Below are 16,118 nucleotides of genomic sequence, written 5' to 3'. Positions count from 1 at the left end.
GTTATGAGTTGATTTGCTCGGCATGGAGCAGCAGCACTCCCCGAGCGGGCGAAAAATATCCGAAGCTGCTCCTCGATGCTGCAAACTTCTGCAAGCTTGACGCGGCGCAGCAACGCTGCGTGGATTTGGGGCGACGCCGCTGTGCACGAGGGAGTGCGGCGCCGGAGTGGGTGCGGTGGCGACCGCCCTCGGTCGCCAACCGCGGCAACGCTTAGAAGCGCAGCGCGTAGACGCGCCGGGACGCCGGCGTGTCGCCGGGCAAGGCGTCGGGCGCTCCGCCGTCCTCACGATCCAGGTCATGGGTCGTGGCCGTGTACACCAGCATGGCGGCTCCGCTGCGGTTGATCCCGACTTTGGGTGCCGAGAGCTTGCTCGTATCCGCCGTCTTCTTCCACTCGCTCCATCCGCCGGTGAAGTCGAAACGACCGTAGACCACGAACTCCTTCGTCGGCTGCGCGTTGCCGTCCTGGGCGATGACAGCGGCGACCGCCTTGCCGTCCCCGTTCATCGCCAACGCGATGCTGCCGCGCGACACCACGGAGCCGAGCGGCGCCAAGGTGGGGATCGCTTGCGGCGTCGACCACGGGCCGCCCTGGATCGAGGCGGACCACATCAACTTCGCGGGCAGGGAAGGCCCGTGGTCGACCGCCTCCTTCCACACCGCAAGCGCGTTGCCGTGCTCGTCCATCACGAGGGCAGGCGCCACCGGGATGAAGGTGTCGGGGGAGGTCATCTGCGTGCTGTCGACCTTCCCTCCGGCCGAGTGGTCGATGCGTATCAGCTGCAGCGGGCACTTATCGATGTCACGGGTTGTGGGCGCCACCATCGCCGCGGCCGAGTACGGGGTCAACGATGTGGCGACGGTCCAAGGACGTGCAAATTCGGCAGCGCTGCCGGCGCCGTTCACCCAACCGCGGGTGCACTCAAAGTACCGACCGATCAGACGGCCTTCGCGGACGGCCTGCGCCGTGGAGAGGTCGGCCATCTTCAACTGGATCGCACCCGGCTGGTCGCGGTCTTCCGAGCGCCACAGCAGCTTCTCGTGGTCGTAGTCGTAGTAGCTGTCCATCACCGCCAGGTTCGGCTGCTCCACCACAGGCCCCTTGATCACGGTCGGCGTCACGTTGTGGCGCGCATAGACATGCACCTCCAGCTCCGATGCCTCCGGCCTCTTCACATGGCTGGTGACGAGAACACCTCTGGGGGCCAGGATGTCGAGATCGGACGACGCCCCGGGATAGGACGACTCGAGCTTGACGGGTTCGACCTCGTGACCCACGGTGGCTCCGAGCTCGAAGCGCGCTGCGTAGTAACCTCGCGGCCACCCCGGGGTGTCTGGCGACTCCGGGTCCACCATCCATCCCAGCACCGCGCGGCCGTCCTCGCTCGCCCGCAGGCGCAGTCCCCACCCTGCATGGACGTTCTTGCTCTGCGGCAAGACCGCCTGTTCGATCCACTGCCCTGAGTTGTCGAAAGCAGTCCAGCTGACGATGTCGCGCCCCGGCTCGTCCGTCGGCGTGGTCCATGTGGCCAGCGCCTGGCAATCGTTCATCACGGCGACCGCCGCATCGACGGCCGTGGGCAGGCCGTCAGCTCGTTCAACCTCTGTTCCGACCACGCCGATCTCCACGGCGTCCGCCGTCGACCAGTTCTGACACACATCGCTCGCTATCTGCTCGGGAGGCGCATCCGGATTGTTGCCACCGCCATCACCACCGCCGCCGCATGCGGCTAGCAGGGCGGCCGCGGTCAGAACACTGAACGACAAGGAAATACGCATAAGAACCTTTGCATAAAAACATGCGCACGCCAAGACGCAGCGGTAGGGCTGCGTGCCGGCCGAATTGAAAAAGGGGATCAGCGCTGGTTCCGTCTACTAGGGCCCGGAAGGCCGGACTCTAGGACCTCAAGTAACTTGAGATGCAAGGGGGTGGGCGATGAAAGGCGTGACGGTGAAGGACGGGGGAGGGTCGACGTGGTGGGAATGGTGGGCTCAGCCGCCAGTCTTCAAAAGTTCAACTTCTTGACGAAGCCTCATGCGCGACCGGCGATCACTCTTGCTCATGACGGTCCGGTGCAGTCGGGCGCACTCGGTGCTTGGTTGACGACGGCTAAGACTCAAACGCGCAGAAGACCGATCATGCCCAGGCTTCCACCGGGCACGCCGTTCAGCCGCCGCTGCCATAAGGGCGCGTGATGATCTCGAGTGTGTGGCCGTCCGGATCGTCCCAGTAGAGGCCTCGCCCGCCGTCGTGGTGGTTGATGCTGCCGGCGTGGCGGTGCCCCGGGTCGGCCCAGTAGGAGAGGCCGCGCGCGCGGATGCGGCTGAAGATTTGGTCGAACTCGGCCTCGCTGACCAGGAAGGCGAGATGCTGCCAGTGCACCTCGCCGTTCACCTGCCTGTAGTCGAGCGTAACGCCGTTGTCGAGTTGCACGCCGTAGAAGGGGCCGTAAGGCACCGGCGCCGGCAGCCCGAGCATCTCGGCCAGGAAAGCCGCAGAGCTCCGCGGATCGCGCGCAGGAACGATGGTGTGATTGAGTTGAACGGACATTCGTTTCTCCAGGCGGGGGCGATAGCTGAAACTCTACAACTGCAACCTGTTTTGACCTCGAGCGTCCCCATGATCGGCGCCGCTGCGCGCCTCGCCTTTGGCAAGGAACGAAGTCAGGTCGCAGGACGTCGCCATGCGGCAGCAGACGATGTATCAACATCTGAGTTCAAACACTGAACGTGTTTTGCTGCGGATCAAGCCCGCCGCTCTCGAGCGACCTTCCTTGGTGAGATGGCAATGTGAGGACTCGCTTGAAGGTCCGCGAACGTTACCAATAGGCGCAACACCTGTAGAGCCGAGGTGGCTGCGCGTCTAGCATCGGACCACCTTCGATATGGCGTTCAGAAAATGCCTGAGAGCGAAGGAGGCCGGGATGCACACGACATCCTGCAAGGGCACTCGTCGAGGCGACACCACCGCCGAGCCCTGCGCTGATCTTTCACCGAAACAACAGAACGACAGAACAACAGAAGGTTCTCGATATGCACAAGGAAACAGGCAACGCCATGCGAACACCGTGGCATGGCATAGCCCTGTCGCTCATCTTGACGGCCGTGTTGTCGGCCTGCGGAGGGGGCTCCTCTGGATCGGATGACACCGCGCCGCCCCCACCGACGACGCCCAATCCGACGCCGAACCCGCCCAACGATTCCTTGCCTGCGGCAGGCCACCCCGGCGGCGCCACGGTACCCTCGGACGCCCAGGCAGAGGACGTCTCCAACCCCCGCACCATCGTCGGCACCGGCACCGCGGCGAGTTGCACCAGCGCTGCGTTTGTCGCGGCGGTGGCCAAGGGCGGCGTGATCACCTTCAATTGCGGCAGCGAGCCGGTCACGATCCACCTGCACGAGACTGCGAAGATCGTCAACAACACCGGAGCGAAGATCGTGATCGACGGCGGCGGCAAGGTCACGCTGTCGGGCAGCGGCCAGCGCCGCATTCTCTACATGAACACCTGCGACCAGGCACAGGTGTGGACCACCTCGCACTGCCAGAACCAGGACCATCCGCAACTCACGCTGCAGAACCTGACCTTCGTCGACGGCGCTGCGAGTGGGACCAATGCCGCAGGCGCCTATGGAGGCGGTGCCGTGTTCGCGCGGGGCGGCCGGCTCAAGATCGTCAACAGCCGCTTCTTTCGCAACCAGTGCGATGCCACCGGTCCAGACGTCGGCGGTGGCGCCGTTCGTGCCCTGAGCCAATACGAGAACCTGCCGCTGTACGTGGTGAACTCCACCTTTGGGGGGCGCAGCGACTTGGGCAACTTCTGCAGCAACGGTGCTGCCCTGTCCTCCATCGGCGTCAGTTTCACCGTGATCAACAGCCTGTTCACGCACAACAGAGCGATCGGCGTAGGGGCCAACCCGGCGCGCAGCGGCACGCCCGGCGGTGGCAGCGGCGGTGCCATCTACAACGACGGCAACACCTTTAACCTGCGCATCCAGGGCAGCCGGATGACGAACAACACGGCCAACGAAGGAGGCGGCGCCATCTTCTTCGTGAGCAACGACCGCAGCGGCACCCTGAGCATCAGCAACTCGTTCCTGTCGGCCAACAAGAGCGAAGGCTTCGAGACTCAGGGCCTGCCCGGGATCTTCTATCTCGGCAACGGCGTGCCGCAGATCAGTGGATCGACGCTCCAGCCGTAGCACCTGCGTGCGCTGGCCGCCCAGCTGAACGGGCTGGGTCCGCCGGGCCACCTTGCGCACAGGCGGGCGCGTGTCGCCGAGCACTGGGTGGACCACAGGGAAGCTCTGTCGCCATGGAGGGTGGCCGATGAACTCGGCCACCTTCCATGCCGACAGGGCACGAGCACCCGCTGCGGCTCAGGACGTCGAATCGTGGAGGCGCACGCCGCGCGACACACGTATCACACCCTCGGGCAACGGTGGGCGCTCCGCCACCGCGGAGGTCGGTGAAGGCAGGCGTTTTCCCCACTCCGCCAGCTCATGCACCGCTGCGTTCAGACCGGCCCCGAACGTCGTCAGCGAGTACTCGACGCGCGCCGGCAGCTCGTCATACACCTCGCGGTGCACGATGCCGTCGACTTCCAGTTGGCGCAGTTGCTCGAACAAGACCTTCTCGGTGATGCCGGGCAAGCGGCGCTTCAGTTCACCGAAGCGGATCGGGCGCTGGTGCAGCTCCCAGATGAGGCTCGGCTTCCACTTCCCCTTGATGACAGCCAGGGCGCGGCCCAGCCCGCACTCAGGTGTCTGGTCTGGCTGCTTTTTCATGTTCTCTCCGTGTCGCATGGCAGGGTGCTTACATCGTCGTAAGTACTTGAGGCACAGGGGAAGGGTCCTGATCATGCAGGCACCTTCAACCCGTGCCTGGTGAAGAGAGTATCGATCAGTCGCCGCCCGGAGTCCGTTCTGTTTTGCCAGCGGAGCGGGCGGGCGCTGGCAGGGTGTCTCAGCTGGGCCCTTTCGAAACGGAGATTTTTTGTGAGTCCATACGCAGGCAAGAACGTCATCGTGATCGGCGGCACCCACGGCATGGGCCGCGCAACGGCAGAGATCCTGGCAGAGGCCGGCGCCCGCGTGCTGATCACCGGGCACAACCAAGAGAACGTCGACAGGGCGCAGGCAGAGCTGGCGGGCAGGGCGACGGTCCTGCGTTCGAACGTCGCCAGCCTCGCCGACATCGACGTGCTCGCACGCCGGGTGCGAGAGTCGGGCACGCCGGTCGACGCCTTGTTCGTGTTCGCTGCGACGGCGGCCTTCGAGTCGTTCGACCAAGTCCGCGAGGACAGCTATGACCAGCACTTCGGCATCAACACCAAAGGCGCGTTCTTCACCGTACAGCGGCTGGCACCGTGTATGGCCGACGGGGGCTCGATCACGATGACGACGGTGACGCCGGCGCCGGCCAATCCCGGCATGTCGGTCTATCTGGGCACGAAGGCCGCGGTGACGGCCTTCGTGCGCTCGTTCGCCGCCGAGTTGCTGCCCCGGCGCATCCGGGTCAACGCGGTGGCGCCGGGCTTCATCGACACCCCGACACTCGGCCTTGCGGGCCTCACTCCGGAACAGCGAGCCGAGGTCTCGGCCTTGGGCGATGCGATCACGCCAATGCAGCGCCACGGCAACATGATCGAGGTGGCACGCGCCGCGCTCTTCCTGGGTTTCGACGCCACCTTCACGACCGGCGTCGAGCTGGCGGTGGACGGTGGCCTGTCGACGGTCGCCGTGCCGGGTTGACGGGCCACGAGGGCGGCCGGCGCCGCTCCCACGGCCTTCCCGTCATAATTCACGCCGGCCGCCTGGGCGGCGTTCGAGAACATGAAAACAATAGCGGCACCGCCGCTTCGGGGTGAGGTTCTGATGGGAATGATGCTGTGGGCGGCCGTGCGCCGCCATGCCATGGTTCTGTGCGCGGCGGCGGTGCTGTCCGCTTGCGGCGGCGGCGGCGGCGGGGAGGGCGCGGAGGGCGGTGGCGGCGGGGAGGGCGGAACACGCGATCCCCTGCCCACCCTGGTCCTGAACGCCGACCCTCAAGGCGATCGGCTGGATCTTGCCGATCGCAACTACTTCCCGATGGCGCCCGGAGACACCTGGACCTATTCGCTCGAGGGCGGCAAGTGGCGGCCTGGCGAGACGGCCACGCGCACAGTGGCCGCAGGTGCGGAAGGTGCGGTCGTTGTCACCGAGGCTTTCCCCGACGAGACCGAGAGCGAGACCTACCGCCGTACGCCGGAAGGCCTCGTCTCGGTGCTGCCGCTGCAAGGGGTTCTGTCCGCAGCGGCGGCGGCCGCCGTGGGCGACCTGCTCGAGTATCCGCAACCCTTCTATCCCGTCGGCGGAGCCCGGCTCGTCGTCCGCCAGGGCGATTGGGGCGAGGACCTGGACGGCGACGGCACCAACGAAAGCTACCGCTTCGAACTGAGCCAGACCGTGGTGGGCTTCGAGCCACTCGACCTGCCGAGCGGGCGGCTGTCCGAGGTGGCTCACCTGCGCACGGTCATCGTGTTCGTCCTACAGCCGTCATCGACGGAATACCTGGTCGAGACCATCACCAGCACCCAGGACGAGTGGTGGGCCCCGGGCATCGGACTCGCTCGTGCAGAGCGAGAGACGGTGGATGTCTTCGGAGAGAACAAACAAGTAGATCGCGAAGCGCTGGTGCTCGTGGCGGGCACCGTCGGCGGCGAGGCGCTGTTCGTCCCCAAACCCGACGGCAAGGTCCAGAAGATCGCCCTTGTGCACAACCGGTTGGTGTTCGATGCACAGCGCAATCGCTACTACGCCAGCATTCCGGGCGATGTGGCCGGAAACGGCAATCGTATTGCCCTGATCGACGCGGCCACGGGCGTGGTGACCTACTCGAACCATGTGGTCGGGGCCGAGCCGACCGCATTGGCACTGAGCGAGGACGGGTCCGCCCTGTATGTCGGGCTCGAGGGGTCGGGCGACGTGGTGAAGTTGCGCTTGCCGGATTTGGTGGAACAGTGGCGGGCCCGTTTGCCGAACGACAGTTCGTATGGGCAACTGTTCGCCGAACGCATCGCCGTCTCGCCTCAGGACGCGAACGTGGTGGCGGTGTCGACCTACCGGCTCAACACGGATCCCCGGCACGCAGGGGTCGTCCTGATCCGTGCGGGCGCGCTGCAACCCAGGATGACACAGGCCCACACCGGTGGCAATGCGATCGCCTTCGATGGCAATGGCACGTTTGTCTACGGTCTGTCCACGGAAGGCTCCGGCGCGGGTCTGCGCCGCATCGCCGTCCTGGACGACGGTCTGTTCGAAGAAGCTGTCGTGCCCGCTCTGGGCGAAGCCGCGTTGGACTGGTGGTCGGACCGGGTGGTGCTGGGCAAGGCGCAGTACAGCACACCGGATCTGGCCCTGGTGCGACAGGGTGACTTCGAGGGCGGCGCGTGCCGGCCCTATCCGGCGGTGCCCGGCCGGCTGCTGTGCATCCCTGGGCCCTACTTCTTCAACAGTCAGGAAGGCAAGCTGCTCGTCGTTGAAGCGAGCAGCTTCGGGGTTCTGTCGACACCGGCCTATGAGCGCACGCTCCCCCGTGCGCCGCTGGGCGAATTCGTGCCGGGCCCTGCCGGCCAGGTGGCCTTGCGCATGAATCAAGCCTCTTTCAACGGACCGGCGCAATCGCTGTGGCTGTTCAACAGCGATCTGCTCAAGCCATGACCCGGGACGCCCGGTGCGCTTCGATGCTGGGCTGGCAGGCGTGATGACCCGAGCGCCGGCCGTGCCCTCTTGCGCGGACGGCAGTGACACCTTGCGGCAAGCGGCGGCGCGTGTCGGGAGGCGGCGGATTTGAGATGATTGGGTGACCCAAAGAGCCAACCATCGCCTATGCATGCCAGCACGACGTGTAACGGGTTTCCGGGCGGATTCCGTCTCGGCACGCCCGCCTTGCCTGGCACCGCTCCTGAGGATCGGCGCCTCCGGAGGGGCGCATGAAAAACCTGCTGCAATCCCATCCCATGTCGCTCCGGCAGCTGGCCTTTTGGCTTGTGGCCGGCAACATCGTCATGGCTGCCTTGCTCATGGCCGCCACCTGGTTGGCGCTCGATTCGAGTGCCACGGCCCACGCGGACCGCGCACGGCAGGCGACCGAAAACCTGGCCGACAGCCTGAGCGCCGAAATCGGCGCAGAGCTCAAACAGATCGACAACGCGCTGGCGACCGTCGCGCTGCAGGCTCAACGCGCAAGCTCGAACGCCGGCGAGCGGCGCATGGCGATAGAGCGCAGCCTCGTCGAGCAGCGCGCGCTCATCCCTCAAGTCGACGCGATGCGGGCCACCGACGCCGAAGGCCGTGTGGTCTATGGCGTTGCGGGCGGGACGCGGCCTGTGAGCCTTGCAGACCGTGACTACTTCAAAGCCGCGGCCGCCGGTGCCACCAGCCTGGTCGTCTCGGAGCCGTTGCAGGGCCGCATCCTGCGGGACTGGGGCATCATCCTGGCGAGACGCTTGCAGGATGGCGACGGCCGTTTTGCCGGCGTCGTGTACACCAACCTGTCGACCGCCCACTTCATGCGGCAGTTCAAGCGTTTCGCTTTGGGCAGCACCGGCGCCATCTCGCTGCGGTCCAAGGACATGCGGCTGGTGGCCCGCTACTCAGCGCGAGAACCGGACTCGACCAAGGGCGTCGGCACCATATCGGTGTCCCCCGAACTGCAACGATTGCTCGCGCTGCAGCCGACCCACGGCTGGTATCGGACGAGAACGGCGCTCGACGGCATCGAGCGGATCACCGCGTACCGGCAAGTGCCCGGAGGCTCGATGACGGTCATGGCCGGCTTGGCGACCGAGGATTTTTTGGCCGCCTGGCGCCAGCAGGTCAGTCAGCAGGTCGCGCTCGTGAGCGGCGTCATCGTCGCCCTGGCCGGCTTCTCGGTCGCCATCTTCCGGCAGCACCGGCGGGCCCACGCTGCGAGGTCCGAGCTGGCCCGGCTGGCGGCCGAACAGCATGTCATGCTCGACAACGAGTTGATCGGCATGGCCAAGATCAAGGATCGGAAGATCGTCTGGAAGAACCGTGCGATGGAACGGCTGTTCGGATACGAGGGCGGTGAGCTGCTGGGCGCCTCGACCCGGCAGCTCTTTCAGGATGAAGCCGCCTACGTGGAGAAGGGGAAGCTCGCGGCCGGAGCCATGCGGGAGGGCGGATCGTATCGGGCGCAAGTCCGGATGCGCCACAAGAGCGGGCGATCGCTTTGGGTCGACCTGGCCGGCGCCAACCTGCCGCAGGGGGAGTCGCTGTGGTTGATGGCCGACATCAGCGCGCTCAAGGCCAGCGAGGAAACAGCGCAGCACCTGGCGCTGCACGATGCGCTCACCGGGCTGGCGAACCGCTTGCTCTTCAAGGAACGCCTGGAATACATCCTGGCCGACAGCAAGCGCAGCGGTAAGACAGCCGCGGTCTGTTATCTGGACCTCGACGGGTTCAAGGAGGTGAACGACGGACTCGGCCATGATGCTGGAGACGCGGTGCTGCGCGAGGTGGCGGCGCGCATGTCGGCCTGCGTGCGCGCGAACGACGTGATCGCCCGATTGGGCGGCGACGAATTCGGGCTCGTGCTCACACATCTCGGCGAGGCGGGCGAAGCCGACGTCGTGCTGCACCGGCTGGTCGACGCGGTGGGCCAGCCGGTCGCGTTGCCCGATGGATCGTTCGTGACGGTCGGCGCCAGCATCGGCGTCGCCCTGACACCGAACCATGGCAACGATGTGGCGACGCTGATGAAACTGGCGGATGGCGCGATGTACCGGTCGAAGAAGACGGGCAAGGGCCGTATCTCGGTTCACGGACAGGAGTGAGCTGAAGCGTCAAGACTTCACTGCGGCACGGCTGGACGTGCGCTTACCTTGGGCCCAGACGACATCAGCGCGGTTCATCCCTCGCGCCAAGCGACACACGGCCAAGCGGTTGTGCACAAGCAGCTTCGGCCAGCCGCCCGAGTGCGTGTATCGGCGACCAGCTTCTCAGGCTTGACGCCCAATGCACTCGCGCCGATGTGGAGACAGCTCAACGGTGAGACCCGTGCACGTGACCGCCCCGCCGCGCCACCCGCACCGGCTCCTTCGCGGCCTCCGTCAGCTGGTTCAAGATGCCGCAGTCCTGCGCCGCATGCACCTCCTGGCATTGCCTGCGCAGCGCCTTGAGCTGCTTTTCGAGGCTGCGCAACTCGGCGATCCGGTGCGCCACGTGGCCGATGTGCTCGTCCAGCAGCTGGTTGACGCGGCCGCAGTTCTCGTCGGGTGCATCCTTGAAACGCAGCAGCACGCGGATTTCGTCCAGCGTCATGTCGAGCGAGCGGCAATGCCGGATGAAACCCAGGCGCTCCACGTGACTCTGGTCATAGATGCGGTAGTTCCCGGCGGTGCGCGCGGTCTCGGGGAGCACGCCTTCTCGCTCGTAGAACCGGATGGTCTCGATCGCCGTGCCGGTGGCCTTGGCCAGTTCGCCGATTTTCATGCTGTCACTTTCGGAGCCTGGCCGGCCGAGCACGCCGCTTGACCCTGTACCCACTCCAGGCTTCCCAATATGCCGAACGCGGCCGTCGATGGCAAGAGGCGGAGGTCTCCCGTCGTCCGCCCCGGCCGCCCCTTCACCCTGCACGGCACAAGGAATGCTGGTTGACTCTGCACCAGGTAGAGGGTTTTCAATGGAGGCAACGCAGGACGTACCGCATGACAAACACCCACACCACGGAAGCCGCCAGCTGTTCGAAGGACGCGTGCCACCATTGCGGCGCCGACGCCGCACCGCCGGCCCCCGCTGCCCCCCCGGCTGCTCCCCGCGGGGCCACGCTGTACCGCATCGCCAACATGGACTGCGCGAGCGAAGAGGCCGAGATTCGCCGGGCGCTGGAGCCCGTTGCGGGTGTGCAAGCCCTGAGTTTCCAACTCGGGGCGCGCACGTTGGCGATCACGGCGCCCGCCGAGATCCTGCCCCGCGCGATCGATGCGATCACCCGGGCCGGCTTCAAACCGGAGCGGGTCGAGGCCGCGGCGTCGCACGACGCGCCGGCTGGCCTGCACGACCACGGGATGACGGCCGTGATGGGGCGTCTCGGCCTTGCCCTGGTGTTGGCCATCGCCGCCGAGGCGGTTGAGTTTTTCGCGCCCGAGACCCGCTGGAACACCGGGCTCGGCATGGCGCTCGCCGCGGCCGCCATCTGGCTGGCCGGGCTCGAGACTTACACCAAGGGCTACACCGCGCTGCGCCGCGGCAAGCTGAACATCAACGCGTTGATGACGGTCGCCGTGACCGGTGCCTTCGTGATCGGTCAGTGGCCCGAGGCGGCCATGGTGATGGCGCTCTACGCCATTGCCGAGCTGATCGAGGCACGCGCGGTGGACCGGGCGCGCAACGCGATCCAGAGCTTGATGGCGCTGGCCCCCGAAAAGGCGCAAATACGGCAGGCCGACGGCCGCTGGGACACGGTCCGGGCCGCCGACGTGCCGCTCGACGCCATCGTGCGCATCCGCCCGGGCGAGCGTGTGCCGCTCGACGGTGTGGTGACGCAGGGCAGCAGCGCCCTCAACCAGGCGCCGGTGACCGGCGAAAGCATCCCGGTCGACAAAACCGTCGGCGACACCGTCTTTGCCGGCACCATCAACGAGACCGCCGAGCTGGAGTTCCGCGTGACGGCCGCTGCCTCGAACACGACCTTGGCGCGCATCATCCACGCCGTCGAACAGGCGCAAGGCAGCCGCGCCGAGACGCAGCGCTTCGTGGACCGCTTCGCCGCGGTCTACACGCCCGCGGTCTTTGCCATCGCGCTGGCCGTGGCGGTGCTGACGCCGCCGCTGCTGGGTTGGGACTGGTTGCAGGCGCTCTACAAGGCGCTGGTGCTGCTGGTGATCGCCTGCCCGTGCGCGCTGGTGATCTCGACGCCGGTGACGGTGGTCAGCGCGCTCGCCTCGGCGGCCCGCCACGGCATCCTGATCAAGGGCGGGACTTATCTGGAGAACGCGCGCCGGCTGCGCGCCATCGCGCTCGACAAGACCGGCACCATCACCGAGGGCAAACCCAAGCTGGTGGCCCAGGAGGTGCTCTGCGGCGATTCGGAGCAGGTGCTGGCGCTCGCCGCGAGCCTTGCCGGCCGGTCCGACCACCCGGTCTCGCGCGCGATTGCCGAAGGATTGAGATCTGCGCCTTTGCCGGCGGCGGACGTCAAGGCGCTGCCCGGCCGGGGGGTGCAGGCGACGCTGGCAGGGCAAGTGCACGTGCTGGGCAACCACCGCTGGATCGAGGAGCGCGGGCAATGCAACGCCGAACTGGAAGCGCGCCTGCAGGCCCACGAGGCCGCCGGTCGGACGGTGACCTTGCTGGCGTCCGACACCGGTGTGCTGGCGGTGTTTGCCGTGGCCGACACCCTCAAGCCGTCCTCGCGCCAGGCCGTGGCCGAGCTGCAGGGCCTGGGCATCACGCCGGTCATGCTCACCGGTGACAATACCGCCACCGCGCAAACCATCGCGCGTGAAGCCGGCATCGAGCACGTGCGCGGCAACCTGCTGCCCGAGCACAAGCTGGAGGCCATCGAAGCACTGCAGCGGCGCTACGGCAGCACCGCAATGGCCGGCGATGGCATCAACGATGCGCCGGCCCTTGCCAAGGCCGACATCGGCATCGCGATGGGCGCCGCCGGCACCGACACGGCGCTCGAGGCGGCCGACGTGGTCATCATGAACGACGATCTGCGGCGCATCCCGGCCACCGTCCGGCTGTCACGCAAGACCCATACGGTGCTGTGGCAGAACATCACCTTCGCCCTCGGCTTGAAGGCGGTGTTCCTGGCGCTGGCCGTCTTCGGCAGCGCGACCATGTGGATGGCGGTGTTCGCCGACATGGGGGCGAGCCTGCTGGTGGTCGCCAACGGACTGCGCCTGATGAAGGTCCGCCTCGACGCAGCACCGAAGCGCGCTTGACGGCGCCGCCGATGCGGACAGACACACGCCCCCAAGGCCGCAACCGATACACTCTCGCCATGCGTCGCTGGCTGAGCATCTTCTTCTTGGTGTTGTTGCCGCTGCAGTTCTCCTGGGCTGCGGCGGCCAGCTACTGCCAGCATGAAAGTGGCAGCGGCGTGCGCCACTTCGGCCACCACGAGCACGTGCACCAGGGCGCGTCCGCCGCCGTCGACGCAGCGGACGACAACACGGGTGAAGCGGGCCAGCTGTTCGGTCTCGACGACGTGGACTGCGCCTCTTGCCACTTCGGTTGTTCCCAGCCCGTCACGTCCTGCCTCGACCTGCCCCTCGCGTCGGCCCCAGACCCGGTCTGGGTCGCCGTTCTGCCTGACCTCCTCGAATTCCAGTGGTCCGAGCCCATCGAGCGCCCGAACTGGCACCGCGCCTGATCCGGCGCGGCCTGTCCTGCTGTTGTCTAGTCTCTTCTGCTGACCGCTGACTGAGTCTCGCGCCGGATTCTTCCCCGTTGTCCTGTTCGCAACTCGGAGAATTCAATGCGCAGCCACTGCGTGCCGCTGGTCCTGGCGGCCCTGATCCCTGTTTCCATTGCTTCTGCGCAGAGCGCGGCGCCTCCGCCCACCGCGGCGCCGTCCACCCCCGCTGCACCTGCACTGACGCTCGCTGAAGCGCAGGCTCGAGCGCTACGCGACCATCCGGGCCTGTCCGCCGCCCGGCGCGAGGTCGAGGCCAGCCAGGCGGCCGCCGACCAGGCCGCGGCGGGGCCCAACCCGCAGCTCAGTTTCGAGCTGGAGGACACGCGCCGCGACGCCCGCACCGCCACCGTGATGCTGCACCAGCCGCTGGAGATGGGCGGCAAGCGTGCTGCGCGCCTCGAAGCGGCCGAGCGCGCGGTCGCGATCGCCGAAGCCCAACTGCAGGCGCGTCGTGCGGCGCTCCGGGCCAACGTGACCTCCGCCTTCGTCGACGCCGCCCTCGCGCAAGAACAAGTGCGCCTCGCCGACGCGGCCCTGCAGCTCGCGCAGCGCGCCCGCGAGGCCGCGGGCAAGCGGGTGACGGCCGGCAAGATCGCGCCGATCGAAGCCACCCGGGCGCAGGTCGCCGAAGCGGGCGTGCGCCTGAAGTGGCTGCAGGCGCACAGCGAGCTGCGGAACGCCCTGCAGGAGCTGTCCGCCGCGATCGGCCACACCGGGCCGGCCATCGAGCGGGTCGAGGGGCGCGTGGAACTGCCGCCGGTCGTCGACGGCGCGACGGCGGCTGCCCGGCTCGCCGAGGCACCGACCTATCGCGAGGCGGCGCTCGAGGTCGAACGGCAGCGCGCCCTGGCACGGCTCGAGCGCGCGCGTGGCGTGCCCGACCTCACGCTGGGCGTGGGTGCGAAGCGGTCGGAGGAACTGGGCCGCCAGCAGGCGGTGATCGGCCTGTCATTCCCCTTGCCCCTGTTCGACCGCAACCAAGGTGCGCAGCGCGAGGCCTTGCGACGCCAGGACAAGGCGGCCGATGAGGCGCGAGCGCTGGCGCTGCGCCTCGGGTCCGAATTGAAGCGGGCCGAAGAGCGGCTCGCCACGGCGCGTGTCGAGGTCACCACCTTGCAGCAGGACGTGCTGCCAGAAGCCGAGGCGGCCTACGGCGCCGCGACCCAGGGCTTCGAGCTGGGCAAGTTCGGCTTGACGGAAGTCCTCGATGCGCAGCGCACGCTGCTCGAGGCCCGTGCCCAACACCTGCGTGCCCTGGCCGACGCCCACCGTGCGGCGGCCGACATCGAACGGTTGATCGGCTCCGGCGAAGACGCGGGCGTCCCCGGCACCCGCCAGCCCTGAGGAACCCCCATCATGAAACTCCCTGCTTTCTCCCTCTCGAAGAAACACGCCCTCATCATCGCGCTGCTGCTCGCTTTCGGCGTGGCGGGCGGCGTCGCCATCCTCCACACCGAGCCGGCCCAGCCTGCCGGCGGTGACGGTCATGGCCATGAGCATGACCACGAGGAGTCCGAAGGCCACGCCGACGCCAAGCACCATGGCGGCGCAGGCGGCGATGGGCACGACCATGCCGAAGGCCACACCGACGCCGAACCCCGTCAAGACGGCGTGCCGGCCAAAGGGCCGCACGGCGGCGAACATCGGAGCAAAGGCGAAGCCGTGATCCGCCTTGCCGATGCCCAGATCAAGGCTGCCGGCATCACACTCGACACCAGCAGTGCAGCGCGCCTTCAGTCGTCATTCCAGTTGCCCGGCGAAATCCGCTTCAATGAAGATCGCACCGCCCACGTGGTGCCGCGGGTGAGGGGTGTGGTCGAGAGCGTCGCGGCCCACCTCGGCCAGCAGGTCAAAAAGGGCCAGCTGCTGGCCGTCATCTCGAGCCCCGAGGTCTCGGAGCAGCGCAGCGAACTGCAGGCGGCCCAGCGTCGTCTGACGCTGGCGAAGACCACCTACGAACGCGAGAAAAAACTCTGGGAAGAAAAGATCTCGCCGGAGCAGGACGTGCTGCAGGCACAGCACGCCCTGCGCGAGGCGGAGATCGCGGTGGCGAATGCGCATCAGAAGCTGCAGGCATTGGGCGTGAGCGCGTCTGCCTCTTCGCTGAGCCGCTTCGAGTTGCGGGCGCCCTTCGATGGCGCGGTGGTGGAGAAGCACATCGCCCTGGGCGAGGTCGTCAAGGAGGACGCCAACGTCTTCACCATTTCAGACCTGTCCACGGTCTGGGCCGCCCTCAGCGTGCCGGCGCAACAGCTGAACCAGGTGCGGGTGGGCGAGCCGGTCACCATACGCTCGAGCGCCTTCGACGAAACCGCGGGCGGCACGGTCGCCTATGTCGGGGCGCTGATCGGCGAGCAGACCCGCACCGCCCAGGCGCGCGTCGCGCTGGCCAACCCGAAGGGGGCCTGGCGCCCGGGGCTGTTCGTCACGGTCGAGCTGGTCGCCTCGGACGCCGAGGTGCCGGTCACGGTGGCAAAGGAGGCGCTGCAGACCTTGGAGGACCGGCAGGTCGTGTTCGTCAAGGTCCCGGGGGGCTTTCTGCCGCAGCCGGTCGAGACGGGCCGCAGCGACGCAAAACGCGTGGAGATCGTCAAGGGCCTGAAGGCCGGCGTGCCGTACGCCGCGGCCGGCAGTTTTGTCGTCAAGTCGGAAGTGGGCAAAGCCACGGCCGAGCACGTGCACTGAAGC

At 67.4% G+C, this 16,118-nt stretch carries 12 protein-coding genes; 8 read left to right on the top strand and 4 right to left on the bottom strand.

All coding sequences use genetic code 11. The annotated features are described in order from the left end of the window. Positions 1-211: 211 nt before the first annotated feature. Positions 212-1,780: a hypothetical protein gene (locus AAW51_RS26010; RefSeq protein WP_157360046.1), complete on the bottom strand. Its 1,569-nt coding sequence runs from the start codon at positions 1,778-1,780 to the stop codon at positions 212-214. 388 nt (positions 1,781-2,168) lie between these two features. Continuing rightward, positions 2,169-2,552 carry a VOC family protein gene (locus AAW51_RS26005; protein ID WP_047196939.1) on the bottom strand — a complete coding sequence of 128 codons (384 nt, stop codon included), beginning with the start codon at positions 2,550-2,552 and terminating at the stop codon, positions 2,169-2,171. Between the two features lie 506 nt (positions 2,553-3,058). Here AAW51_RS26005 and AAW51_RS26000 point away from each other — a divergent pair. Beyond that, on the top strand, positions 3,059-4,201 hold the full coding sequence (locus AAW51_RS26000; RefSeq protein WP_047196938.1) for a hypothetical protein: 1,143 nt from the start codon (positions 3,059-3,061) through the stop codon (positions 4,199-4,201). Positions 4,202-4,378: 177 nt separating this feature from the next. Here AAW51_RS26000 and AAW51_RS25995 read toward each other — a convergent pair whose 3' ends face one another. Further along, on the bottom strand, positions 4,379-4,786 hold the full coding sequence (locus tag AAW51_RS25995) for a winged helix-turn-helix transcriptional regulator (RefSeq protein WP_083438593.1): 408 nt from the start codon (positions 4,784-4,786) through the stop codon (positions 4,379-4,381). Positions 4,787-4,996: 210 nt separating this feature from the next. Between AAW51_RS25995 and AAW51_RS25990 the strand changes: the two genes are divergently transcribed. The 3 genes from AAW51_RS25990 to AAW51_RS25980 all read left to right on the top strand — a co-directional run bounded on the left by AAW51_RS25990 (position 4,997) and on the right by AAW51_RS25980 (position 9,837). Then, complete coding sequence (locus tag AAW51_RS25990) at positions 4,997-5,752, top strand: SDR family oxidoreductase (RefSeq protein WP_083438592.1); 756 nt, start codon at positions 4,997-4,999, stop codon at positions 5,750-5,752. A 123-nt stretch (positions 5,753-5,875) separates the two neighbouring features. Further along, on the top strand, positions 5,876-7,699 hold the full coding sequence (locus AAW51_RS25985) for a YncE family protein (protein WP_157360045.1): 1,824 nt from the start codon (positions 5,876-5,878) through the stop codon (positions 7,697-7,699). A 272-nt stretch (positions 7,700-7,971) separates the two neighbouring features. Continuing rightward, complete coding sequence (locus AAW51_RS25980) at positions 7,972-9,837, top strand: sensor domain-containing diguanylate cyclase (protein ID WP_047196936.1); 1,866 nt, start codon at positions 7,972-7,974, stop codon at positions 9,835-9,837. A gap of 208 nt (positions 9,838-10,045) precedes the next feature. Here the strand turns inward: AAW51_RS25980 and cadR are convergent, their stop codons facing one another. Next, positions 10,046-10,495 (bottom strand): Cd(II)/Pb(II)-responsive transcriptional regulator, encoded by a 450-nt coding sequence (gene cadR / locus AAW51_RS25975; protein ID WP_047196935.1) that lies wholly within the window; start codon positions 10,493-10,495, stop codon positions 10,046-10,048. Positions 10,496-10,710: 215 nt separating this feature from the next. Here cadR and AAW51_RS25970 point away from each other — a divergent pair, with 215 nt between their 5' ends. The 4 genes from AAW51_RS25970 (at position 10,711) to AAW51_RS25955 (ending at position 16,115) form a co-directional block, all read left to right on the top strand. Then, the gene (locus AAW51_RS25970; protein ID WP_047196934.1) at positions 10,711-12,954 is read left to right on the top strand and encodes a heavy metal translocating P-type ATPase; all 2,244 of its coding nucleotides are present in this window, start codon (positions 10,711-10,713) and stop codon (positions 12,952-12,954) included. Between the two features lie 59 nt (positions 12,955-13,013). Further along, the gene (czcI, locus tag AAW51_RS25965) at positions 13,014-13,385 is read left to right on the top strand and encodes a cation efflux protein, CzcI family (RefSeq protein WP_047196933.1); all 372 of its coding nucleotides are present in this window, start codon (positions 13,014-13,016) and stop codon (positions 13,383-13,385) included. Between the two features lie 105 nt (positions 13,386-13,490). Next, positions 13,491-14,774, top strand: coding sequence for a TolC family protein (locus tag AAW51_RS25960; RefSeq protein ID WP_047196932.1), 1,284 nt, complete (start codon positions 13,491-13,493; stop codon positions 14,772-14,774). 12 nt (positions 14,775-14,786) lie between these two features. Next, positions 14,787-16,115 carry an efflux RND transporter periplasmic adaptor subunit gene (locus AAW51_RS25955; RefSeq protein WP_047196931.1) on the top strand — a complete coding sequence of 443 codons (1,329 nt, stop codon included), beginning with the start codon at positions 14,787-14,789 and terminating at the stop codon, positions 16,113-16,115. The last annotated feature ends 3 nt before the right edge of the window (positions 16,116-16,118 follow it).

The organism is Caldimonas brevitalea (assembly GCF_001017435.1).
GTDB lineage: Bacteria > Pseudomonadota > Gammaproteobacteria > Burkholderiales > Burkholderiaceae_C > Caldimonas > Caldimonas brevitalea.
Note: the sequence above shows the minus strand (reverse complement) of the source record. Positions and strands in the feature narration are given on the sequence as shown.